19 protein-coding genes, 1 tRNA gene and 4 pseudogenes are annotated in these 22,266 nt (G+C 61.3%); 11 read left to right on the forward strand and 13 right to left on the reverse strand.

Going from position 1 to position 22,266, the window contains the following annotated elements; genetic code table 11:
* Positions 1–40: 40 nt before the first annotated feature.
* The 6 genes from X760_RS69650 (at position 41) to X760_RS0139875 (ending at position 5,169) form a co-directional block, all read left to right on the forward strand.
* A complete protein-coding gene (locus X760_RS69650; protein ID WP_023722324.1) occupies positions 41–469 on the forward strand; it encodes a DUF6130 family protein in 429 nt (142 codons plus the stop codon).
* Positions 466–1,746 carry an epoxide hydrolase gene (locus tag X760_RS69655; protein WP_031195070.1) on the forward strand — a complete coding sequence of 427 codons (1,281 nt, stop codon included), beginning with the start codon at positions 466–468 and terminating at the stop codon, positions 1,744–1,746. Before X760_RS69650 ends, X760_RS69655 begins: the two co-directional genes overlap by 4 nt.
* Positions 1,747–1,849: 103 nt before the next feature.
* Positions 1,850–2,440: a VOC family protein gene (locus X760_RS69660; protein ID WP_156948277.1), complete on the forward strand. Its 591-nt coding sequence runs from the start codon at positions 1,850–1,852 to the stop codon at positions 2,438–2,440.
* A 72-nt stretch (positions 2,441–2,512) separates the two neighbouring features.
* Positions 2,513–3,631: a redoxin domain-containing protein gene (locus X760_RS69665; RefSeq protein WP_023722327.1), complete on the forward strand. Its 1,119-nt coding sequence runs from the start codon at positions 2,513–2,515 to the stop codon at positions 3,629–3,631.
* 43 nt (positions 3,632–3,674) lie between these two features.
* Positions 3,675–4,694, forward strand: a complete 1,020-nt coding sequence (locus X760_RS0139870; protein ID WP_031195075.1) for an alpha/beta hydrolase — start codon at positions 3,675–3,677, stop codon at positions 4,692–4,694.
* Positions 4,695–4,749: 55 nt separating this feature from the next.
* Positions 4,750–5,169, forward strand: a complete 420-nt coding sequence (locus tag X760_RS0139875) for an Ohr family peroxiredoxin (RefSeq protein WP_031195077.1) — start codon at positions 4,750–4,752, stop codon at positions 5,167–5,169.
* A gap of 365 nt (positions 5,170–5,534) precedes the next feature.
* Here the strand turns inward: X760_RS0139875 and X760_RS69670 are convergent.
* The 8 genes and pseudogenes from X760_RS69670 to X760_RS69705 all read right to left on the reverse strand — a co-directional run bounded on the left by X760_RS69670 (position 5,535) and on the right by X760_RS69705 (position 14,290).
* A pseudogene (locus X760_RS69670) lies at positions 5,535–7,464 on the reverse strand (adenylate/guanylate cyclase domain-containing protein).
* Between the two features lie 635 nt (positions 7,465–8,099).
* On the reverse strand, positions 8,100–8,804 hold the full coding sequence (locus X760_RS69675) for a GntR family transcriptional regulator (protein ID WP_023722328.1): 705 nt from the start codon (positions 8,802–8,804) through the stop codon (positions 8,100–8,102).
* A gap of 102 nt (positions 8,805–8,906) precedes the next feature.
* The gene (locus X760_RS69680) at positions 8,907–9,647 is read right to left on the reverse strand and encodes an aspartate/glutamate racemase family protein (protein ID WP_023722329.1); all 741 of its coding nucleotides are present in this window, start codon (positions 9,645–9,647) and stop codon (positions 8,907–8,909) included.
* Positions 9,648–9,655: 8 nt separating this feature from the next.
* Entirely contained in the window at positions 9,656–10,378 is a 723-nt protein-coding gene (locus X760_RS69685; RefSeq protein WP_023722330.1) for an ABC transporter ATP-binding protein, read from the reverse strand.
* Positions 10,379–10,380: 2 nt separating this feature from the next.
* Positions 10,381–11,160, reverse strand: coding sequence for an ABC transporter ATP-binding protein (locus tag X760_RS69690; protein ID WP_023722331.1), 780 nt, complete (start codon positions 11,158–11,160; stop codon positions 10,381–10,383).
* A gap of 4 nt (positions 11,161–11,164) precedes the next feature.
* Positions 11,165–12,139, reverse strand: a complete 975-nt coding sequence (locus tag X760_RS69695) for a branched-chain amino acid ABC transporter permease (RefSeq protein WP_023722332.1) — start codon at positions 12,137–12,139, stop codon at positions 11,165–11,167.
* A 5-nt stretch (positions 12,140–12,144) separates the two neighbouring features.
* Positions 12,145–13,011: a branched-chain amino acid ABC transporter permease gene (locus tag X760_RS69700; RefSeq protein WP_023722333.1), complete on the reverse strand. Its 867-nt coding sequence runs from the start codon at positions 13,009–13,011 to the stop codon at positions 12,145–12,147.
* A gap of 76 nt (positions 13,012–13,087) precedes the next feature.
* Entirely contained in the window at positions 13,088–14,290 is a 1,203-nt protein-coding gene (locus tag X760_RS69705) for an ABC transporter substrate-binding protein (protein ID WP_031195079.1), read from the reverse strand.
* Between the two features lie 189 nt (positions 14,291–14,479).
* On the opposite strand from X760_RS69705, the gene X760_RS75610 reads away from it, so the two are divergent.
* Complete coding sequence (locus X760_RS75610; protein WP_245278745.1) at positions 14,480–14,788, forward strand: DUF4143 domain-containing protein; 309 nt, start codon at positions 14,480–14,482, stop codon at positions 14,786–14,788.
* A 102-nt stretch (positions 14,789–14,890) separates the two neighbouring features.
* Here X760_RS75610 and X760_RS0139885 read toward each other — a convergent pair.
* Positions 14,891–15,190, reverse strand: a pseudogene (locus X760_RS0139885) (diacylglycerol kinase); the annotation flags it as partial.
* A gap of 663 nt (positions 15,191–15,853) precedes the next feature.
* Here X760_RS0139885 and X760_RS69710 point away from each other — a divergent pair.
* The 3 genes and pseudogenes from X760_RS69710 (at position 15,854) to X760_RS69715 (ending at position 18,064) form a co-directional block, all read left to right on the forward strand.
* Positions 15,854–16,528: a protein-L-isoaspartate(D-aspartate) O-methyltransferase gene (locus X760_RS69710; RefSeq protein ID WP_023722337.1), complete on the forward strand. Its 675-nt coding sequence runs from the start codon at positions 15,854–15,856 to the stop codon at positions 16,526–16,528.
* Between the two features lie 669 nt (positions 16,529–17,197).
* Positions 17,198–17,325: pseudogene (locus X760_RS75615) on the forward strand (IS6 family transposase); the annotation flags it as partial.
* A gap of 301 nt (positions 17,326–17,626) precedes the next feature.
* Positions 17,627–18,064, forward strand: coding sequence for a hypothetical protein (locus tag X760_RS69715; protein WP_023722338.1), 438 nt, complete (start codon positions 17,627–17,629; stop codon positions 18,062–18,064).
* A 306-nt stretch (positions 18,065–18,370) separates the two neighbouring features.
* Here X760_RS69715 and X760_RS69720 read toward each other — a convergent pair whose 3' ends face one another.
* Complete coding sequence (locus tag X760_RS69720) at positions 18,371–19,006, reverse strand: carboxymuconolactone decarboxylase family protein (RefSeq protein ID WP_023722339.1); 636 nt, start codon at positions 19,004–19,006, stop codon at positions 18,371–18,373.
* A gap of 206 nt (positions 19,007–19,212) precedes the next feature.
* Here X760_RS69720 and X760_RS69725 point away from each other — a divergent pair, with 206 nt between their 5' ends.
* Positions 19,213–20,127: a LysR family transcriptional regulator gene (locus tag X760_RS69725; RefSeq protein ID WP_023722340.1), complete on the forward strand. Its 915-nt coding sequence runs from the start codon at positions 19,213–19,215 to the stop codon at positions 20,125–20,127.
* A 12-nt stretch (positions 20,128–20,139) separates the two neighbouring features.
* Here the strand turns inward: X760_RS69725 and X760_RS75620 are convergent.
* The 3 genes and pseudogenes from X760_RS75620 to X760_RS69735 all read right to left on the reverse strand — a co-directional run.
* Positions 20,140–20,433, reverse strand: a pseudogene (locus X760_RS75620) (DUF3363 domain-containing protein); the annotation flags it as partial.
* Positions 20,434–21,209: 776 nt separating this feature from the next.
* Positions 21,210–21,286, reverse strand: a tRNA-Arg gene (locus X760_RS69730).
* Positions 21,287–21,333: 47 nt separating this feature from the next.
* Entirely contained in the window at positions 21,334–22,026 is a 693-nt protein-coding gene (locus X760_RS69735; RefSeq protein ID WP_023722341.1) for a helix-turn-helix domain-containing protein, read from the reverse strand.
* Positions 22,027–22,266: the final 240 nt, after the last annotated feature.

Consider the following 22,266-nt stretch of genomic DNA (forward strand, 5'->3'; position numbering starts at 1 on the left):
GCGATAGCTGCGTAGCGAACCTCCGAAGGGAGCGACTGCAATGAACCCCCTCATCAAGACGCTCACCGCACTCGCGGTTTGCACCGTGCTCGCCACGGGCGCGTTTGCCCAGAGCACGGTCGTTCCCATCGACAACGAGCCCGCATCCAAGCTGATCGTGGAGCCGCCGCTTCCGGGTCCGTTGGCCAACGGCGTCGTGTTCATCCCGTACCGGGTGGAGAACTTGCGCATCCTGCCTGTGGGCGGGGCGGCCGCGCGCAACGTGTCTCCGCGGGTCGGGCATCTGCACGTCACCGTCGACGACCTGCCTTGGGCGTGGGCGGACTACGGTCAGAGCAACACCATCATCTTGGTTGGCATGCCAAGCGGCCAGCACAAGGTGCTGATCGAGGTGGTGGATCCCGAAGGCAAAGTCTTCACCAAACAAACGGTGACGTTCCACACTCCGGACAAGAAGGTGCAGCCATGAGGCTCGACCAACTGGCGGCCGTGCTGGCATTCGGGCTTTGCATCCTTTCCGCGCCCGCCTCCGCCAACCCGGTCGAGGATCGCTCGATCCGGCCCTTCAAAGTCTATGTGCCGCAAGCGCCGCTCGATGATCTTCGCAGTCGCATTGCGCAGACAAGGTGGCCCGACCGGGAGACGGTCGATGACCAGTCGCAGGGCATACAGCTCGCGAAGATCAGGCCGCTCGTCGAGTATTGGGGCACGGCCTACGACTGGCGGACAGCGGAAGCGAAGCTGAATTCCCTGCCCCAGTTCATGACCACGATCGACGGAGTGGACATCCACTTCATTCACGTTCGCTCGAAACATCCCAATGCCTTGCCGCTGATCATGACGCATGGCTGGCCCGGCTCGGTGCTGGAACTGCTCAAGACCGTCGGCCCTCTCACCGATCCCACGGCGCATGGCGGTAGCCCGGAAGACGCGTTCGACCTCGTACTGCCGTCGTTGCCGGGTTTCGGCTTCTCCGGCAAACCCACAGATACCGGCTGGGGTACAGACCGCATTGCACGAGCCTGGGCAGAGCTGATGAAGCGCCTTGGCTACACAGATTACGTCGCCCAGGGCGGCGACTGGGGCTCTCCCGTTTCGAATGCAATGGGACGTCTGGCCCCGGCAGGCCTGCTCGGCATTCATGTCAACCTGCCGGCTGTCGTACCGCCAGAGATTGCCGCGGTGCTCGCCGCCGGCGGACCGGCGCCGGCGGGGCTCATGGACAAGGAGCGCGCGGCGTTCGATGCGCTCAGCATGGCCGCCAAGATGGGGAACAGATCCTACGCCACGATGATGGGCACCCGGCCCCAGACGATCGGTTACGCCATCAATGACTCCCCCGCAGGGCTCGCCGCTTGGATGCTCGGGCATCCGGGCTTTTCGGGCTGGACCTACGACAAAAGCGACCCCGAAAAGTCGCCTGACGAGGTGCTGGACGATATCACGCTGTACTGGCTGACGGACACCGCCACCTCGTCCGGGCGAATTTACTGGGAGTACGGCGGCGGGCGCAGTCCCGTTTTTGCCGGCCCTGAAAAGACCAGCGAAGTCTCGCTGCCGGTGGCCATCACGGTCTTTCCGGGGGAAGGCTATCAGGCCCCCGAGACGTGGGCCCGGCGCGCCTACCCCAACCTGATCTACTTCCATGAGGTCGACAAAGGCGGCCACTTCGCCGCGTGGGAGCGGCCGGAGCTCTTTTCTGCCGAGTTGCGCGCCGCGTTCAGGCCGCTGCGGCAAACCAAATAACCACCTCACTCGAAAGGAACGACAAATGTCTCAAACCATGAAAACGCCCCGTGACGAAAAGCACGAAACTGCGACCGGGACCCTCAAAAAGCAGGCGCTCGACATGAAGCTCGAGGTCGTGGTCATCCCCGTCTCGGACGTCGATCGCGCCAAGAGCTTTTATATCGGCCTGGGCTGGCGGCTCGACGGCGATTTCGTCGTCGGCGATACGTTCCGGGGTGTGCAGTTCACACCTCCGGGCTCGCCTGCCTCGATCCACTTCGGCACGGGGGTCACGACGGCGGAGCCCGGCTCGGCAAGCGGGCTTTATCTTGTCGTGTCGGACATCGAGGCGGCGCGCGCCGAGCTCATTGGCCACGGCGCCGAGGTCAGCGAGGCGTTTCACCGCACAGGTCCCGGCAAGCCGGCGGTCAAGGGGCGCGATCCCGAGCGGCGCAGCTACTCCTCGTTCGCGACGTTCAAGGACCCGGACGGCAACGAATGGCTGCTGCAGGAAATCACCACCCGCTTTCCCGGCCGGATCGACACCACGACCTACGCTTCCGGAGCGGATCTTGTTGCCGCGCTGCGACGCGCGTCGGAGGCCCACGGCGAGCACGAGAAGCGCAACGGCGGCCAGCGCGATGAGAACTGGCCGGACTGGTACGCGGAATACATGGTGGCTGAGCAGGCCGGCAAAGAGCTTCCGCTCTGAAGGATTCAGCGCGCAGCGCGCCGCTGAACCGTCTGCGCGGCGATATCGATCGAAACTGAAAAGGCGTCGTCGATGAAAGCAATTAAGCTGCTCGTCGCCGTGGCGCTCGCAATGGCAATCGGGGCTCCGATTGCCAGTTTTCTGGGAGACACGAATGTGGCTCAGCCGATACCCTCCGCACCGATGAGGGTTCCGTTCCTTCACGGACTTTCCTCCGACCAGTTCGAGAGTCAATCCGAGCTTGCTTCGCTTGGCGTGGCGCACGAGTGGATAAATTCGCCGCCGCTGACGGCGTCGGCTTTGCATGGCAAGGTCGTCCTCATCGATTTCTGGACCTACACCTGCATCAACTGGCTGCGCACGCTTCCCTACGTTCAGGCCTGGGACGAGAAATACCGGAAGCATGGTTTGGTGGTGATCGGAATCCACGCGCCGGAGTTCTCGTTCGAAAAAGACCTGAACAACGTGCACCGGGCGGTGAAAGACCTGGGGATCGATTACCCGATCGCCGTCGACAACGACCATCTCATATGGCGGGCTTTCAGCAACCAGTACTGGCCGGCACTCTATTTCGTCGATTCGCGGGGACGCGTCCGGTATCACCACTTTGGCGAGGGCTCATACCAACAGTCGGAAATGGTCATCCAGGAATTGCTGACTGAGGCTGGCGCCGGCGGATTCGACCGTGAGCCTGTGTCGGTGGATGCCCGCGGCATCGAGGCCGCGGCCGATTGGGAGACCCTCAAGTCTCCGGAAAATTATCTCGGCTACGAACGCACCCAGAATTCTGCCTCCGGCGGTGAAGCGGTCTTGGACGCGCCGCACATCTACGACGTGCCGGCGCGACTACGCCTGAATGAGTGGGGGCTGTCTGGCAGTTGGACGGTAAGGAAAGAAACCGCCGTACTGAACAAGTCCGATGCCCGCATCGCGTACCGTTTTCACGCGCGCGACCTTCATCTGGTCATGGGTCCGGCAGCGCCGGGAACGTCTGTGAGATTTCGCGTGCTGATCGACGGGCAGCCGCCAGGCACGGCTCACGGCATCGACGTCAATGAAATGGGCGAAGGCGCAGTGACAGAGCAGCGCCTGTACCAACTGATCCGACAATCGAAACCCATCGTCGATCGCCAGTTCGAGATCGAGTTTCTCGACTCAGGCGTGGAGGTCTTTGCATTCACGTTCGGCTGATCGCCCGCGCAAGGATAGAGGTTCCCAAATGCATTCGCTCAATATCCCCGATGAAATCGACCAAGATCGCCGTCGGTTCTTTGGCGCCGCCGCGATGGCTGTCGCCGCCACTCAGTTCGGCCTGATCGGCCCGGCACAAGCGCAACAGACGACTGGAGAGCCTGCGGCGTCCTTTGGGCCCTTGAAGCGGATCGAGGCCGGCGTGCTGAGCGTCGGCTATGCGGAACTTGGACGGACCGACGGCCCGCCCGTCATCCTGCTACATGGCTGGCCGTATGACATCCACACCTATGCCGATGTCGCTCCTCTGCTGGCAGCGAAAGGCCACCGCGTGATTGTTCCCTACCTGCGCGGATACGGCACGACCCGATTCCTGTTGGACGACACGATGCGCAACGGTCAGCAGTCAGCGATTGCCGCGGACATTGTCGCCCTGATGGACGCACTGGGCATCGAAAAGGCGACGATTGGCGGCTGCGACTGGGGCGCGCGCACCGCGAACATCATTGCCGCACTATGGCCTGAACGCTGCAAGGCGATGGTCTCGGTGAGCGGCTACCTCATCGGCAACCAGCAAGCCGGCAAGCTGCCGCTGCCACCCAAGGCCGAGCTGCAATGGTGGTATCAATATTACTTCGCCACCGATCGCGGCCGCGCCGGCTACGAGAAATACACACGAGATTTCACCAGGCTGATCTGGCAACTCGCGTCGCCGCGGTGGAATTTCGACGATGCCACATTCGAGCGCAGCGCCGCAGCCTTCGACAATCCCGATCACGTGGCCATTGTGGTCCACAATTATCGCTGGCGGCTCGGACTCGCCGCCGGCGAGCAGCAATACGACGCGTTCGAGGAGCGACTCGCGCAGGCACCGGTCATCGGCGTGCCGACGATCACCCTCGAAGGCGACGCCAATGGCGCGCCGCATCCGGACGCCAGCGTATACGCCACGATGTTCCCGGGCAGATACGCGCATCGGGTCGTCACCGGCGGCATCGGGCACAACCTGCCCCAGGAAGCGCCGCAGGCCTTTGCCGATGCCGTTGTCGAAGTCGACGCCTGATCGAGTTCGCGGCAACCGCCGAAGCGGCGGTTACCGCTACCAGCAAAGAATGCCCATGAGCCACATCACAAGGGTTGTCTATACGGCCAGGACCGCAACCACGGGCAGTCGCGAAAATGGCGCCTCGCGCAGTTCCGACGGTCTTCTGGACATCTGGCTATCGACGCCTGGATCGGCGCGCATCGGCACCAATCCGGAGCAGTTGCTCGCGGCCGGCTGGTCGGCCAGCTTCGCAAGCGCAATCGCATCTGCGGCCCACGAACGAAAAATCGCGCTGCCTGCAGGGATGAGCATCGAGGCCGAGGTGAATCTGAACTACGGAGAAAACGGCCACTTTCTTAGCGTCCAACTGGATATTGCCGTGCCGAGTCTGGAGCGCGATGTGGTACAAATTCTGGTGGATGAAGCGCACGAGATTTGTCCTTACTCCAAAGCGACACGGGGCAACATCGATGTCGTAATGAGGATCGTCTGATTTGACCTAAATCGCTCTTCGGCGTTGAAGCTTTTGGCACCTCGCTCCCAGTCTGTTCAGGGTCAGATGATGATGATGCCCACATCGACGTGAATGTCCGCTTTCGATATCCACGGGCTCGAAGCTGCCGATCCGTTGTCGGCCCATTCCTGACATAATCGCCACTGCTCAGAAAATCACTTGCTCAGCCGGCTTCCACCGTAGGGATACTCACTTGAGCGTTTGACCCTGAGTTCTTCGTTCGCTAGCGGGAGCCTCGCGCGGCGTCACAACCATATGTGTCATCGCCTCCAACCTTCGGCGACAGCGCCCGCCAGTGCCGGGGTGATTCGCGGCTCACGTCTCCCTTTTGCGCCGAGCTTGTTCTATGGCTGCCCGAGAGGCTGCGCCTCCCCCGCCTCGCATTCCGGCAGCCGCACAGGTTTGGCGAGTTTTGCCAGCGACCCGGTCTTGGCGCACGCCGGGAAGCCGGCTAGCGGCATTGTCTCGATGAAACGACCGCGCTCCGTCTTGCTCAAGCTGAATTCATTGACCATGCCCTCGACGGTCAGGTCCGGATACCGTTTGAGGGTTTCCCGGACCGAAGCATTCGCCTCATCGATTCGACCCAGAGCCGCAAAGGAGCTGCTACGCACCACCCAACCCCCTTTGCCGTAGTTATCGGGCGTCTTGCGCTCCAGCATCTTCAAGGCGTCCTCATAGCGACCAGCCATAAAATAGGCAGTGGAGTAGAAAGCAGTTGCCCACATCGGGTAATTCGGGTCGAGCCGTATAACTTGGTCGACCAACTGAGCGCCGCGTTCGGGTTCGTCGAAGCCTGCCGCAAAGCCGGAATAGAATGTCAGGATTTCGGCCGAACCCGGAGCGAGGCGGAGGGCCGTGTCCAGCTCGACCTTGGCGCGGGCGTTGTCGCCCTTGTCTTTGAGGCTCATGCCAAAAACGGCGTGCGCCTCGGCGTCGCTCGGATCGAGCCGCACCGCGCGTTCGGCTACATCGGCAGCCGCCTTGATCTCGCTCTCGGGATTGATACCGAAGCCAGCCAATATGTTATGAGCATGATAAAGTTCCACCCAGGCGCGGGCGAACCCCGGGTCCAGCTCGACAGCGAGGTTGAGCAGCCTGATGGCCTCCTCCTCATCCGCTACGGTAATCTTTTCAATCCTTTCGGTTCCGAGCAGGTAGTAATCATAGACAGTCAAGTTGTCCGGCCGTTTACGCTTCGCTGCAGCCCGCCCCGCGCCTTGAATCAGCCCCACGCCGTTGCCGAGGCGGTTGGTGACCTGCTCGGCGATCTCGGTTTGAACGGCGAATACGTCTTCAGCAGGCCGGTCCCATCGCTCCGACCACAGATGGTTGCCGGTTTTTGCATCGATCAGCTGCGCGGTGATCCGCAGCCGACCGCCCAGGCGCTGGATCGAGCCTTCCAGCACATAGCCGACGTCGAGCGCACTCGCGACCTGGCGGACATCCAGCGACTTGCCTTTGTACGCTTGCGTCGAATTGCGTGCCACGACGTCGAGTTCGGGAAACTGCGCGAGATCGGTGATGATGTCTTCGGTGAGGCCATCGGCCAAACGCCCGGTGGCCTCGTCGCCGCCATAATTATTGAAGGGCAGCACCGCGATCGACGGCTTGGCCCCCAGTGGCGCAGGCTGAAAGACCCACCATGTCCCTCCACCCGCCAGAGCCAGCACCACGATGGCCGCCGCAGCCGTCCTGGCCCAGCGCGGCATCATTCCGAGAAGCGGGCGGCGCGCCGGCTTGCCATCGAGCCTCAGCCGGTACATCCGCACGGGGCGATTGATATTCTTGACTTGCTGCTCGCCAGCGAAATCGAGGGGCCAATCAAGCTTGCCCTGCAGATGGTCAAAGGCCGTGCCCGATACGATCACGCCGCCCGGGTCAGCGAGTTGCTGCAACCGAGCGGCGATATTGACGCCGTCGCCATACACATCGCCATCCACGAGCGCCACATCGCCAAGATTTATCCCGATGCGGAACACAATCCGCTCATGCTCCGGCAGTCCACCATTGCGAACGGCCACAGCTTTTTGAATTTCGGCTGCGCAGATTACCGCATCGACCACGCTGTCGAAGACGACAAGTGCGCCATCTCCTAATAGTTTGACAATTCGACCCTGGTGCAGAGCGATCGCCGTATCGGTTACGTCGGCCCGGATAGCTCTCAGGCGTCCGATGGTGCCCTGCTTCGTCAATTTCGATCGCCGTTGAATAGCCGACCATATCCGCTGCAAGGATCGCCAGCAGTTTCCGGTTCAATGGAGGGACGATCATCATCCGGCCCCGGACCCAACATGGCTAAAATTGTACACCTATCGCGGCGCCCTGACGAGCCCGCCCGGCCAAAGCCAGGAGGTCGTCCATTAGCCCCAGTGGTCCGAAAGGTCGCTTCTGGCGCACAGCGGTCAGACGGGGCTGGACGCAAGGGCCGGCTATCTTGTCCAGTCATCTTGAAAGCTGACAGTCCGGTTCCGGCCCCTTCCAGGCATTCACAATGCCGGTCGATCGCCGATCTGACCGCCAGAGGCTGTTGACGTCGAAAACACATAAGCCGCTAGGTGTTCCCCTTTTGTGCTTCCAAAGTCGCATAAACTGGAACTGGCCTCTCGCGAGGGCCATCGACCGATCGCATCAGGTCGTATCTAAAGGCCGTAAGAAAAACCGGCAGTTTGCCAATCCTTGCTGCGACTGCGTGCCTCAAGCTCTGATCGGCGCATTGCCCGTCCGTTGTGCGGCAGCAGGAGTAGCCGAAGCTGGAGGGCAGCGCCGCGGACTCAACGAGCGCTACTGTTATGACGGCAGGAACGAAGAAGCAGTCCTCATGGATCGATGCATGCTATGCATTGCTTCGATCACGCCCAGCACGTGCGGACATAGGCGAACTCCGGCGAAGAGTTTGACAGCGGAGATCAGCGCAAGATGTCCGACAGGCTCTCGGGCTTCTTCTCGCCAAGCGACAGATCAAGGCCCGACAGAAGGTCGATGAGATGACTTTGCATCAGGTCGGACGCGTTTTTTGCGTCGTGCTTTTCGATGGAATCGACGAGAGCGTGATGGGCGTGGCTTTCGCAGGTGGTGTCGCGGCGGCGCCAGTAGAGCGCGATGATCAGCGACGACCGCGACAACAGGTCCTTGACGAAGCCGGTCAGGATCGAATGGCCGGCGATTTCAGCGATGCCGACATGGAATTTAGCCGACAGCATTATGGCGTCGCTGTCGCGGCCGGCATGCAGGGCCTCGTGCTCTTTTTCGAGATGAAGCCGCAGTTGCGCGATCTCGGCCGGCTTTGCCACTTCGGCGGCAAGCGCCGCGACCTTGGGCTCGATCAGCGCTCGCGCTTCGAACACCTCGCGCGCTTCCTGCTTGGTCGGCTGGGCGACGAACGCGCCGCGGTTCGGCTCGAGCCGAGCCAAGCGGTCATGCGACAGCGCCTGCAGCGCCGCGCGTATCACCGCGCGGCTCACCGAATAGATCGAGGCGAGCTCGTCCTCGGGCAGCTTTGTGCCCGGTGCGAGGCGGTGGCTGACGATGGCGTCGCGCAGGCCGGCATAGACCGGAAACCAGCGCATCGTCGGCTTGTCGCCATCCCGTGTCTTTGGTCCAAGCAGGTCCATCGTCTCATTGTCCCGGCGGCCGGATCGCATAGCGGCGCGAACACCGCGTTTCCGGCCGGACATCGAACATCCTGTGTGGGAGTGTCAACAATTTTGCACGCATCAGGATACACGGCCGGAGGGCGAAAAGGGCGCAAAGATTCCGGCGAAGGATTTTTCGAGTGGAACCTGGTAGCCGCCGCGCTTCGAGGTCGACAGGCCAAGGCTGACGAGGCTCTCGCAGAGTTGTACCGCGCAGGCGACGCCGTCGAGCACAGGAAGGCCATGTTCGCGGCTGAGCGCGGCGGCGAGGTCGGCCATGCCGGCGCATCCCAGCACAATCGCTTCGGCCCGGTCGTCGCGGATGGCGCGCTCGATCTCCTCCGAAATTCGATGGCGGGCGTTGGAGCCGGGCACTTCGAGCTCCAGAACGGGAACGTCGCTTGCCCGCACCCTGGCGCAGCGGCTGGCGAGGCCGTAGCGCACCAGATTGTGCTCGATCGCCGGCACCGAACGCGACAGCGTCGTCACCACGCTGAACTTGCCGGCAATTAGGCTCGCCATGTGAAACGCCGCTTCGCCGATGCCGACCACCGGCATCTCGCCGACGCAGCGTACTGCGTCGAGGCCGGTGTCGTCGAAGCAGGCGATAACGCAGGCGCTCGCCGCCGGATGTCTCTGGATCTCGCCGATCATTCCCGGGATGGCGAAGACCTCGTCAAAATAGCCTTCGACGCTCGGCGGCCCGTCCTTCGGATTGACGGCGATGATCCTGGTGCCGGCCGAAGCCGCGCCGCGCGCCGCCTCGCCGATCTTTTCGGTCATGGACGCGGTGGTGTTGGGATTGACGACGAGTATGTCCATTTGCGCTTTCATATTTCGCCGCCGAGATAGAGTTTCTTGACCCGGTCGTCGCCAAGCAGCTCAGCCGAATGTCCGGCCAGCGCGATCTTTCCGGTCGTCAGTGCGTAGGCGCGCTGCGAGATGCGCAGCGCCATGCGCGAATTCTGCTCGACCAAGAGAACGCTGACCTTTTCGTCGCGATTGATCGCCACGATGGAGCGGGCGATGTCCTGGACGAGCTTCGGCGCGACGCCGAGCGAGGGTTCATCGAGCAGCAGAAGCTTCGGTTTGGCCATCAGCGCCCGCCCGATCACCAGCATCTGCTGTTCGCCGCCGCTCATCGTGCCCGCCGTCTGGGAATAGCGTTCCTTCAGGCGCGGAAAGCGCGCGAGCACCATGTCCAGCGTCCTGGCGATTTCGGCCTTGTCGGTGCGGGTGAAGGCGCCCATCATCAGATTGTCGCGCACCGTCATGTAGGAAAAGACGCGCCGACCCTCCGGCACCATGGCGATGCCCATCCTGACCAGCTCGTCCGGGCGCGTTCCGTCGATGCGGTGGCCCCGGAAATGAATCTCGCCGCTGCGGACTTTCTTCAGGCCGGTGATGGCGCGCAGGATCGAGGATTTGCCCGCGCCGTTCGCGCCGATCAGCGCGACGGTCTCGCCCTCGTTGACGTTGAGCGACACGCCCTTCAGTGCATAGACATGGTCGTAGTAGAGTTCGATGTCGGAGACTTTCAGCAGTTCGCTCATGGCTAAAATCCGATCGTCTCATCTTCGACGCCGAGATAGGCCTCGATGACCTTTTCGTTCTCCTGGATTTCCTTCGGCGTTCCCTCGGCGATTTTCACACCGAAGTTCAGGACGACGATGCGGTCGGAAATGTTCATGACGGCGGGCATATCGTGCTCGACCAGCAGGACAGTCACGCCGCGCTTCCGCACGCCGCGCACCATCTCCACCGCGCGCACGGTTTCGTCATGGTTCATGCCGGCGAAGGGCTCGTCGAGCAGAAGCACGGTCGGGTTGGTAGCGAGCCCGATGGCAATCCCGAGCGCGCGCAGATGGCCGTGCGGCAACGTGCTGGCGATCTCATGCCGTTGCGTGCCGAGATCGAGGAAGTCGATGATCTCGTCGGCCGAGCGGCCGAATTCATCCTCGTCGCGCCGTGCGGTGTTCGTGCCGAGATAGAAGCCGGCAAGGCTGGCATTGGAACGCAGGTGATGCGCGATGATGACATTGTCGCGCACCGTCATGCCCTTGAAGATCGTCGTCTCCTGGAACGTGCGCACCACGCCCTTCCGGGCGACGATATGCGGCGCCAGGCCTGAAATCCGCTCTTCCCGGAATAGCACTTCGCCCGAGGTCGGATTGAGGAAAGAGGAAATCAACTTGAACAGCGTCGACTTGCCGGCGCCGTTGGGGCCGATGACGGAGAGGATTTCGCGTTCGCGGACCGCGAAGGAAACATTGTTGACCGCGACCAGCCCGCCGAAGCGTTTGTTCACGGCCTTGATCTGGAGAAGCTCAGTCATGGTCCTAGCCCTGCTTCTTGCCGAACAGCCTGAGGCTGAGCAGGCCGTTGGGAAGGAACAGCATCAGCGCGATCAGCACCGAAGAGAAGATCAGCAACTGGAACTCGCCGGTCTCGAACAGGAAATCCCAGCCGAAATAGAGCACGAAGGTGCCGATCATCGGCCCGAAGACGTGGCCGAGCCCGCCGAGGAAGCAGTTCAGCATGAAGTTCACCGAGTCGGTGACGGTGAAGCTCGACGGATAGATCGACTGCGAGATGGCGACGAACATCGCACCGCCGAGACCGCCGAGGAATGAGGAGAAGGCGTAGGCGATAACGCGCAGATAGGCGATGTTGACGCCGATCGAGGAGGCCAGTTCCTCGTTCTGCTGCAACGACTGGCAGAGTTTGCCAATGCGCGAATGGACTAGGCGGTAGAGCGCCGCAAAGCACAGCGCCATCAGCACAACCGACACCAGATAGAAGGCGGGACGCGGATTGGGGAGCGCCGCGAAATCTGGAAGGATGGTCAGCCCGAAGATCGAGATGCCGCCGGGGAGCGGAATGCTGACCATGCCCTTGGCTCCGTTGGTGATCGGCAGCGCCAGCGCGAGCAGCCGCGCCACTTCGGTCAAAACCAGCGTGACCATGGCGAAATAAACGCCGCGAAGCCTGAGGATGGGCAGTCCGATCAGCACGCTTGCAGCGGCGCAGAATAGCCCAGCCAGCGGCAGTGTCAGCCAGAACGACACACCGTACTGGACGACAAGAATGGCCGAAACATAGCCGCCCATAAGCGCGAAGGCGCCCTGGCCGATATTGATGCGGCCGATGTAGAAAGTCACCCACACCCCGGCGCTGGCGATGCTGAGCAGCGCGACCGAGGTCAGCGTGTAGTAGAGGTCGAGCCGACCGGTCGCCTCAATCAGCCAGGGCACGCCGACGAGTACGACCAGCAGGAAGACAGCGACGACGAGGATGTTGCGTGTACGCTTCATGTCCATCATCCCCACGGCTTGCCCATGAGCCCGTTCGGGCGGATGCTCAGGAACACCATCAGCGCGGCGAAGATGACGAGATAAGTGACGTCGCCATATTGGCGTAGCACCGTCAGGCCGACCGATTCCATCATGCCGAGGATGAAGCCGCCGGCGATCGCTCCGCTGACCACGCCGGCCCCGCCGATCATCACCATCAAGAACGCCTTGATCGAGATCGGCCCGCCGATGCCCGAATTGACGCCGGTGATGGCGACCAGCAGCCCCCCGACTATGCCGGCAAGCATGGCGCCGAGCGCAAAGCCGATCATCGAATAGCGGTCGACCTCGACGCCCATCAGCTGCGCCGCGACCCGGTCCTGCGCCAGCGCCCGCATGGCGCGTCCCGGCTTGCTGTACTGCATGAAAAGCACGAAGGAGGCGATGAACAGTATGGCGAGTGCGCCGACCAGCAGCCGGTCGTAAGGCATTATGAGGCTGTCGGAGACGAAGACGCCTTTGACGATCTTCGGCACGCCGCGCTGCTTTTCGCCGAACAGGAGGAGGATCACGGCGTCGAGGAAGAATGCGACCGCCGCCGCGAGAAGCATCGTACTTTCCTCCCGCACGCTTCGCTTAATCACCGTCCTGAAAAGGAATTTCTCGACAAGCGCTCCAATGACCAGCAGCGTGACCCCGGACGCGACGAGCGCGACGACGAAAGGCATGCCGAGCTGGCCATAGACGGTGTAGGTGACGAAGCCGCCGAGAACGTACATCTGCCCATGGGCAAAGTTAAGCACGTTCATTAGCGCGAAGATCAGGGTCAGACCGAGCGCGATCAACGCGTATTGCGCGCCAAGATAAAGCCCGTTGGCGATGACTTGTTCCATCAGGATGGTTCCGGCCGTTCAGAGGCTGAAGACGAATGCTCGAGTCTCTGCGGCAATCCGCTTCAGTGCAGTTGCGTCAATCGACTTGAGCGACGAAGAGCGTCTCGAACTTGCCGTCGCGGTATTCCGTGACCACCATCGGGACCGAAAGCTGGCGCTTCTGGCCAAACGACGTCATTCCGACATAGGTCAGCTTGGCATCGTCCTTCAGATAGGGATTGGGCGCCGAGAAAGTGTCGATCGTCTTCTTGAACTCCTCGACATTGTCGATCGCGGCCGGGTTCGCCTTCAGCGTCTCGATGATGTATTCGAGCGCGTAGACCTTGGTGTTGGACTCGTCATTGTATTCGCCGAACATTTTCGTATAGCGTTCGACGAATTCCTTCATCGTGTCGGACGCGATTTCGGGCGTCGATGCGCCGCCGACCGAGATGAAGCCGTTGGCCAACTCGCCCGCGCCCTCTTCCAACACCTTGGCATCCTGCGCCGTTTCGGTGGAGATCAGGCCTTCGTAGCCGAGCTCGCGCGCGGCGCGGATCAGCAGCGGCGCATTGCCCGGCGCGACGCCCGAAAGCACCAGCAGGTCCGGTTTTTGCAAAACGATCGGCGTCAGTACCGGCGTGAAATCGCGGGTGTCGTTTTGGTAGACATCCGTGGCAGCCACAACCTCGAGCCCGAGCGCCTTTGCCGCGGCAACACCGCCATCCCGCTGGCTCAGCGGATCGGATTCGTTGGCGGCGACAAAGGCAACTTTTTTCACGCCCCTGTTTTCCATGAGATATTTGTAGATCGCCGGAGCCGACTGGTAGTTGGCGATCATGCCGAGCACGGCGTTGGATGCCGGCGGGGTGTAGAGTTCCTTCGGGAATGCGTAGGGAAAATAGATGATGCCCTTGGATTCTGCCACGGGACGCACCGCCGCCGCGCCGTCGTCGACATTCGGACCGACGACATAGTGGATGCCCTCCTGGGCCATCTTCTCCATGCCGGCGATCGCCCGCTTCGGGTCCTTCTGGTCGTCGAAGGTGACGATTTTGACGTCATAGGTCTCGTCACCAATCTTCACACCGCCGGTTTCGTTGATCCAGGCGGCGCGCGTCTGCATCGAGCGGACGTTGGATGTGCCCCACGCAGCGGCCGCGCCACTCGTCACGCCGACAAAGCCGATCTTGAGTTCCTTGTTGGCGGCGTGCACCGCTATTGTGCCGCCGGCCATGATTGCCAGCGCGGAGACGGCGCCGCGCGCCGCGGATGTGATTATTGAACGTCTGTTGATCATTGTTCTTTCCCCTTTGGAGGCCGCGCATTGTTGCGACAGAACTCGACCGATACGCGGATTTTGTGAGTGAAGGCTCAAATCAATCACCTGTCAACAAAACTTTGTCAGATTGTTGACAATCTTGTGAGCGGCCGTAGACGAAGAACGTAGGACCGATCGCGGTTCGGTGCTTTGCTCGAGAGGTTCGTGGTGTCGGAATTCCTGAAGCTCGCATGGTGGTCAGAGCGACGGGTGTCTTTCTCACACTACCGGACCAAGGATCAGGACGAGGTCGGCGTCGTGATCGAGGATCGACGCGGTCGGGTCGTCGGTATCGAGGTGAAGGCCTCCGCAAACGGTTCCGCAGGACTTTCGGGGATTGCACCAGTTGCAGGAAGGAGTCCGCGATCGTTTTGTGCGCGGGCTGGTGCTGCACGACCATCACCGTGTGACGCCGTTCGGCGAAATAATTGCAAGCTGCGCCGCTGTCGGTTCTGTGTTCGATGTAAAGTTGCATAAAATGCGGTCTGGAACTTGGGTCGCGAGGTGGTCTAAATAATCCCAGATCGATACGAGCCGAGCCTTCATTGGTCGCGGTGATTTCTGGCAACTTCGCCACCCCGTAAGCCATCTTGCATCGAACCAGCGGTCCGCCGGCCCGTCATAGGGCAGCCGCGTGACATCCCAGTGGCTGACGAAGCGCGCGTAGGCGTCCCAGACCGGTGGACCGCCGCCGATGAAGACGACACGGCCGGCAAAGCGCTTGAGCGTGTCCTCGGGATCCATACTGGAGCGAACGACGACAAGTTCCCGATCCGCGCGAGCAAAATCCGGAACGCTCGCGATCGTCTTGGGACCGGCGAGCAAGACGTGTCCTCTCGTGACGTCGAAAAACCGTGCAACGTCGGCTACGAACTCCGGCGAGCCGAAGCGATATTGGCAAACTGAAACGTCAGAGCGGGCATCGCGCAGATGCCCGCCACCATGGGTACGGATGCACGCAAGGGACCGAAGAAGCGCCGGCGACCCCCCACCGCTCGAAGAACAGGAGAGGGGCCAATAGTGCGAAACCCGCTTTCCAAGCCGTTTGCCGATCCAGAAGGACAGCCAGTCCCCCAGTGCCGCGCCAATGGCGGCGGCAAGCCATCACGAAATTCCGGTTCTTCTCAGCAGCGCCACGCGGGCTAACGCTGATTATCGTATGGCCGGCCTGCAGCGCGAATCGCGCTGCTGGCTCGCCCAGGTTCGGCCATCGTCAATCGCCAGATCACGCACGATCAGCACGGGATGGAGCCGGTGAACGACAGCGCAGGGTTCGGCGTCGTTTTGGCCTTCGGCCTATTGGTGCTCAATTGGCTGGCGATCCGCTATATCGATGTTGTCGCCTGGCTGGCGAGCTTCTGATGCGCACGCCGTTCCACCCCGGTGCGAGGAACGGGAGAGCACCAAGGACGGCGACGAAATAGCAGGGCGGTACAACCCGCCCCAACCGAAGCCGCGTTCTCGACGACATGGTTACTGTGACAAGACGAACAGGGTATAAGGCTATGAGGCAGCAGACTGGTTGAGGAGCGCCCCACCGTCATGAAGCCGATGAACGAAGAGCATCTCGCGGTTCTACGCAGGCACATGGTCGAGATGATTGCAATTCACACCGATCTTGCAAGCGAAGAACTTGGCAAGGCGGCGCTCGATGAGCGGGTATTGGCGGCGATGAGGCGGATACCGCGGCATCTCTTCGTGCCAGCATCAGTTGCGCCTTATGCCTACCAAGACATGCCGCTGCCGATCGGCTTTGATAAAACCGTCTCGCAGCCCTTCATCGTTGCTCTCATGACCGATCTCCTTGCGCCGCAACCGCACGAGGTAGTGCTCGAGATCGGCACCGGCCTAGGCTACCAAACCGCAATCCTCGCGGACCTTGCCGGGCAAGTTTGGAGCGTCGAAATCATCGAGGAATTCGCAAGCCATGCCGAGGCTCTCCTGCAGGGTCTCGGCTTCTCCAATGTCGGCATTCGTGTCGGAGACGGGTCTCGCGGCTGGCCTGAGCACGCCCCATTCGACAAGGTCCTGGTCACGGTGGCGGCTGAGCGGACACCGCCGGCTTTACTGAAGCAACTCAAGCCGGGAGGACGCTTGGTTCTGCCTTTGGGATCTGAAAATGCACAGTTTCTGACGGTCATCGACAAGGATGCGGCAGGGCAACTGAAGACTCGCAAACTCATCCCGGTTCGGTTCAGCCGTCTCGAAACGGTCTAATGAGGGGTGCGGCTGCGCGGAGCCGTGCTGGAAGATCAGGATAACGCGCGCCGCATCGATCACACAGGCGCTGGATGGCATCGCCGATCTTTTGACATCCATGCCGCAACGCCACTCGTCGAGCACGCCTGCCGCCGCCGGTCGCAGCCGCTGGCGATCATGCCGGCGCGGTCGTATTGCGCGCTTCTCAAAGACCCCTTATCCAGCCTACTGTGTGCCTGCCAGACGGCAAATGGGTCGCTCATCTGGGAAATGACGGCTAAAGGCTCAAGGAATTCGCCCAGTGGCCAACACGTAGCGGGCAGGAGGTAACGATGGATCTCAAGGACAGGCGCCTCTGGTACGGCGTGGTAGCCGTGATCGTGGTATTGGTCGTGATTGCGTATGCGGCTGGTTGGTTTGGCGGCACACCGATACCAGCGCCGCAGCAGTGAGAGCGATCGTCATTCTCGCTTGGCGGCAGCTGACTGCTCAGTCTCTAAAGGTCGAAGGAAGGGACACCTGATTGGCTGTTTCGCTGGTTCGGCTACCATCCTGACGACGCACAGCCTGGACCGTTTTTGAGATGGCTTCCGCGCAACTTGTTGGTTGTTGGACGGACCGGTCCTTGGATCGCGAAATCCGCAACACTCCGCCATCGGGCCGGGTAACTTCGATAATGGTTTCGACACGGACAAACTGCGATCCTACGGAGTAGCCAGGCGCCAGGTCATGCCGGAAGTCGTACACTGGAGCCACAAGGGCCCAACGACCGGGCGGAGAACTCGCATCAGCCCGGCCTTCGGCGGTTTCGAAGCTAAACTGCCACTCGCTTGATCCCGCTGCCCGGCCAGCGATGGAGCCGGGCTACTCCAGCACAGACTCTGCCCGTCGATCACCTCGATCGGCACGGACTCCAGACCGACATCGTCGAACAGCCGCGCATTTGACCGCGTTCGCCAAATTAATGGCCGGATCTTTGCGAAGCCTCCGCATTTTCGTGGGGGGAAGCCCTCCCAGCATCATCGTGATTGGACTTCACGATCGGTCGGAGTCACGCTGGCCGCAGGTATAAGAAGGATATGGGTGGGCCAACTATCGTCCGAATAGGAGGCTAAAATGAAGCACCAGACGCTTGAGCAACTGCAGATCGTCGCCGAGATCGATCAGGACTACCTGCGCCAGGCCATGTCGCGCAGCGAACGTCTTGAACGCTGGGCGGAGCTCCTTGAACGGAACCCTGACCGGCGACTCTCGACGCTACACCAGACCGAGTATCAGCCGGTTAGATCACGCGGGGCCCTGCGCGGCGACGGCTCGCCGATCTCAGTCGCTTTCGAGGATCCTGTCCTCCGCGCCGCCGGGTTGGAAAACGACAACTACGGCGAAGCGAAGCGGTTCTTCGAACTGACCGACAGGCAATTGCATGAGATCATCTGCTATTGTCATTTCGGCGCGACGGTGAGCGCCGTAACGGCCGCCCGTCACATCCGTGCGGCGATTGCCGGGAGACAGCCAGGCATGTTCGCTCGGATGCGTGAGGCGTTCGTCGGATAAAGCCGGAGCCGTTTCGCAGCATCATTTTTGAAGCGGCTCGCATGGAAAGCCGCCGCCGTAGCGCAGGCAAGCGCTCCCCACGCGGGGAGGCTGCGTTTGCATGAGGGGGTGCGGCTTTCCGCAGGAGCACGCTGACGCCCCCTCCTGCATCTTTTCCATCCGAACCGGAAAGATCCCAATGCTGCCAGCACATCCGTGTCAGCGCCGGGGTTCAAAGGCTCGAACAGAGCGACATGCGCGCCGGATAAGCGCTATACATTCGCTGTCGAAAATTCGATGCTTCATGGTGGGTCGAAGGTCGCGGACCTATGTCGATCGGGACCGGGAAAGCCAAATCGTGATCGCGAGCAGCTTGGCCTTGTGATCGAGGCCGTCCCGAGCCAGCGCCTCCCCGAACCCGAAATCGATCGAAAGCTGCGCGAGGTCGGGCGCGGTGCCGGCGAAGCGGTCAAAATAGCCCTGGGCGTCGCCCGCTACGAGCCGCTCCAGCATCTCGCGTCCGGCCCATCCGCGTCCCGCTCCGTCACCCGTCGCGGGCTTGATGGGCTGAAATGCCAGCTCGCGTTCGGCGAATACCGACCGGACGATGCCGACGGCATTGACGGTTGCAGGGAAGCCCAGGACCGCGACCGAGACGAAGAGCAGTTCGACGATCGCTTCGGGGGTGCCGCCGGCATTGAGAAAGCCGGCGATATGAAACTTCAATTGCGGCTGGGCGCTTCCGTCGGCCAGCAGCATCGAGACGGTGCAGAGCTGCCTTAGCGGGAGATCCAGCCCCGGGCGGGACAACACATCGCCATAGGGATATTCGACGGTGAAGCGCGACAAATCGGCGGAGGTCTCCGCCAGAGCATTGATCGGTCCATCGAAATTCTCCCCGCCGATCCGGCGGAGCATCTCCAGGCCGCGTGAAAATCGATCCTCATGAGTTTCCGAGGCCATGGCTTGCCCGCTCCGACTGATGGCGAAAGAACTTGCTGCGATGAAGGCAGCCTCAATAAAGCGTCGGCGAGAACTTACTCTTCCCGTTGCTGCGGTGGTGGGACCTGACACTCATGTTCTCTAACTCTGCCCGCCCCCGCTTTATTTCAGGTCAGACCTTGCATCGGCGATTGCGATAAATCCAATTCATTATTAGCATCGCCGTGATGAAGAAGATTCATATCGCTAACGTCGATCTCAATCTGCTGGTCGTCTTCGACGCCCTCGTTGCCGAAGGGCACGCCACGCGCGCGGCCGAGCGGATTGGGCTGACCCAGCCGGCGGTCAGCCATTCGCTCAATCGCCTTCGGGCTCTGTTCGGAGACCCGCTGTTTGTCCGATCCCCACGCGGCATGACGCCGACGCCACTGGCGCAGGACATTGCGCCGAGTGTTCGGTCGATCCTCGAACAGGTTGAAGGCGTCCTGCTCGGCGGGCGCTCGTTCGATCCGACCGAAAGCACTCGGCAATTCGTGGTCGGTCTCTCCGATTATGCCGCTTTCGTGCTGCTACCGCGTCTGACTGCACGGCTCGGCCGCGAAGCACCAGGCGTTTCTCTGGTGGTCCGCAACACGAGCCGCAGCGTCGGTTTGCCGATGCTGGACGACGGCGCAGTCGAACTCATCGCCGGCAACTTCCCCCAGCCGCCGACCCATATGCGAGAAGAACTGCTATACGAAGAGGACTTCATCTGCGCTGGCCGCGGCGATCACACCGATCTGGCCGATAGTCTCGACCTCGACCGCTATCTCTCGCTGCGCCATCTTCAGGTTTCGATGAAGGGCAATCCGAGCGGCTATGTCGATGCTGTGCTCACCGAGAAAGGATTGAAGAGGAATGTCGTCGTGACGGTCGGCCACTTCTTGATGGCACCGATGCTGGTCGATGCCTCCGAGCTCGTGGCAACGGAACCCCGTCGTCTCTTCGCGCCGTTGGCAGGGCGGCTACCGCTCCGACTTTTTCCGCCGCCATTGGATATTCCTTCATTTCGAGTGGTGCAGACTTGGCATGCGCGCCACGACGCCGACCCAGGGCATCAATGGCTGCGACGGGTGCTCAGTGAAGTCGGTCAAGGGGTTTGAGGGCGAAAGCCCCAATCCCCGCTGCCGCCCCAACTGCCAGGACACCGATCCGCCCTGCACGATGCCACTGACCTCGCGGCCGAGCTGGCGGTCGATGACTGGCCGCCACGGGACAAGCGTGAACTCGTGGGACTTCTCGACGATGGCGAACTTGCCACTGGATAGCTGCGCGGCCCCGGTGAAGGTGCCGGTCACGGTTTCGCCCTCGGCGGCAGCTCGGAACGGCAGTGCCTTTTTCGCCGCCAGTTCCCCACCGGCACGGTCAACCTCGCGTTCCTGAAGCGTGGCGATCAGGTTGCGCCGGTAAGCGCCCCTTCAAATTTGTAGATTCGCTGAAAGATCTGTCGATCGATCCAAGCCGCGATTGCCGACGAGGAGCTGAGGACCCTGTGAGAGTATGGCGCTGCAGATCAGGTCCTCGGCAACAAATTTCGTTCTAGCAGTACCGCATTTTTCGAGGGCAGCCACAGCCGGCCTACTGAAAGCCACCCTTTGACCTTGCAGCCTCGGCACTGACGTTGGCTGCTTATGGGACGCGCGTCCCATCCATCAATGTCGGAAATGGGGGGCGGTAGCAGTCATCCAGCTCTTAATCGTCGAATGCGAACTTTTCCGTGATCCACACCTAGGAGCTGCCAGTCCGCTCTCGGCTCCATGGCTGTCGTTCCAGACCAAACGTGCAAGGGACCGTATGTAGCGCTGGCACGACAACATTGATTACGGCTCAGGCCTCGTAAGACGTGCCATTTTACCAGGTGGCTAGGTCAGCCTCGTGCGATACGGACTGAGATACAAACTGTGATACAAATCGCTGTGGGCTCCTAGACTAGAAAAAACATCGTAAAATTAATGCCTGCCGAGGCGCGGCATTGCGTCTCGACAGACCCCACCTCAAATCGCCACCTGAAGCGACATCGGTGGCCGCCCGTCCCAACAATCTACTCAATTCCAGAATCATGGAAATCCACAACTCGGTTGGATTGAGCAGCTGAAGCCGAAGTTCATGCGAAATTCGCCGTACTAATTGCCGTACTAATTTACCAAAAAGTACGGCGGCTTGTTGGCTAAGCGCTTGAAAAAATTGGTGATCCCGACAGGAATCGAACCTGTGACCTACAGATTAGGAATCTGCCGCTCTATCCTACTGAGCTACGGGACCATCGCGCCCGACACATAACCGCTTCGGATCGTTTCGCCAAGAGGCAGCTAGGCTGCTCGCTTGGGTTCGACAGCGAACGGGCTCAGGCCCAGCCAAGTCTGCATTTTGCGGGCGATATCCTGATCGCCCGTCAGAATGACTTTCGGCCCGGCCTTCTCGACGGTGATCAGCCCCATCCAGATTTCGGTCATGGTGTGCAGGTCGGTCGAGACGTAGAGATCGACATCGAACCCCGGATCGTACCAGCAGAGGTCGACCTCGCCGTGCTTCTCGACGATCAGCCACCACGACCGTTTGGAGGCGGGGAGCTCCTGGTACAGAAATTGTATCACCGTGCGCCCGTCGGGCAGCGGCGACGCGTTTAGATTGCGCCGCATGTCCCACATCAGCAGCGACGGATCGAGGTTCTTCAGCGACAGCCGCGACTCGACCCATTTCTGCCCCCAAAAGCCCATCGCCTCGACGACGGACCGCAGATCCCTGCCTGCCTCGGTCATCCGGTATTCGAAGATGCCTTTCTCGCCGCGCACCTCCTTGCGCTCGACGATCCCGGCCAGCTCGAGCTCCTTGAGCCGTTGCGACAGAAGGGTCGGCGACATTTTGGGGACGCCGCGGCGCAGATCGTTGAAACGGGTCGAGCCCGCCACCAATTCGCGAAGCAGAACCATGGTCCAGCGGGTGCACAGCACCTCCGCGGCCATCGATAACGGGCAGAACTGCTTGTATCCGGCCTGGGTCATGATGTTGCCTTCCCCTCAAATTCAGCCGGGAGCATAGGCCTTTCCCAGCGGTGCGGCGAGTACAGAAACTGTACCGGCCCAAGTGTGGTGGATTTGAAGTTCCTGCTTTCTGGGTGGCATCAGCGTTAGGAACTTCAAATCCAAAACCACACTGGAAATCCAAGCACTTGCTGGTGTGGCTTTTGAATCCGAAATTCGCTCGCTGCGTTGCTCCAAAGTGAATGCGAATTTCGAATTCGC

The sequence above is a fragment of the Mesorhizobium sp. LSHC420B00 genome, from assembly GCF_000503055.1.
Lineage (GTDB): Bacteria > Pseudomonadota > Alphaproteobacteria > Rhizobiales > Rhizobiaceae > Mesorhizobium.

Excerpts from the sequence above, each read along its gene's own strand:
- X760_RS69650 (WP_023722324.1), top strand. The coding sequence starts at position 41 with ATGAACCCCCTCATCAAGACGCTCACCGCACTCGCGGTTTGCACCGTG.
- X760_RS69655 (WP_031195070.1), top strand. The coding sequence starts at position 466 with ATGAGGCTCGACCAACTGGCGGCCGTGCTGGCATTCGGGCTTTGCATC.
- X760_RS69660 (WP_156948277.1), top strand. The coding sequence starts at position 1,850 with ATGAAGCTCGAGGTCGTGGTCATCCCCGTCTCGGACGTCGATCGCGCC.
- X760_RS69665 (WP_023722327.1), top strand. The coding sequence starts at position 2,513 with ATGAAAGCAATTAAGCTGCTCGTCGCCGTGGCGCTCGCAATGGCAATC.
- X760_RS0139875 (WP_031195077.1), top strand. The coding sequence starts at position 4,750 with ATGAGCCACATCACAAGGGTTGTCTATACGGCCAGGACCGCAACCACG.
- X760_RS69675 (WP_023722328.1), bottom strand. The coding sequence starts at position 8,804 with ATGGACCTGCTTGGACCAAAGACACGGGATGGCGACAAGCCGACGATG.
- X760_RS69680 (WP_023722329.1), bottom strand. The coding sequence starts at position 9,647 with ATGGACATACTCGTCGTCAATCCCAACACCACCGCGTCCATGACCGAA.
- X760_RS69685 (WP_023722330.1), bottom strand. The coding sequence starts at position 10,378 with ATGAGCGAACTGCTGAAAGTCTCCGACATCGAACTCTACTACGACCAT.
- X760_RS69690 (WP_023722331.1), bottom strand. The coding sequence starts at position 11,160 with ATGACTGAGCTTCTCCAGATCAAGGCCGTGAACAAACGCTTCGGCGGG.
- X760_RS69695 (WP_023722332.1), bottom strand. The coding sequence starts at position 12,139 with ATGAAGCGTACACGCAACATCCTCGTCGTCGCTGTCTTCCTGCTGGTC.
- X760_RS69700 (WP_023722333.1), bottom strand. The coding sequence starts at position 13,011 with ATGGAACAAGTCATCGCCAACGGGCTTTATCTTGGCGCGCAATACGCG.
- X760_RS69705 (WP_031195079.1), bottom strand. The coding sequence starts at position 14,290 with ATGATCAACAGACGTTCAATAATCACATCCGCGGCGCGCGGCGCCGTC.
- X760_RS69710 (WP_023722337.1), top strand. The coding sequence starts at position 15,854 with ATGAAGCCGATGAACGAAGAGCATCTCGCGGTTCTACGCAGGCACATG.
- X760_RS69715 (WP_023722338.1), top strand. The coding sequence starts at position 17,627 with ATGAAGCACCAGACGCTTGAGCAACTGCAGATCGTCGCCGAGATCGAT.
- X760_RS69720 (WP_023722339.1), bottom strand. The coding sequence starts at position 19,006 with ATGGCCTCGGAAACTCATGAGGATCGATTTTCACGCGGCCTGGAGATG.
- X760_RS69725 (WP_023722340.1), top strand. The coding sequence starts at position 19,213 with ATGAAGAAGATTCATATCGCTAACGTCGATCTCAATCTGCTGGTCGTC.
- X760_RS69735 (WP_023722341.1), bottom strand. The coding sequence starts at position 22,026 with ATGACCCAGGCCGGATACAAGCAGTTCTGCCCGTTATCGATGGCCGCG.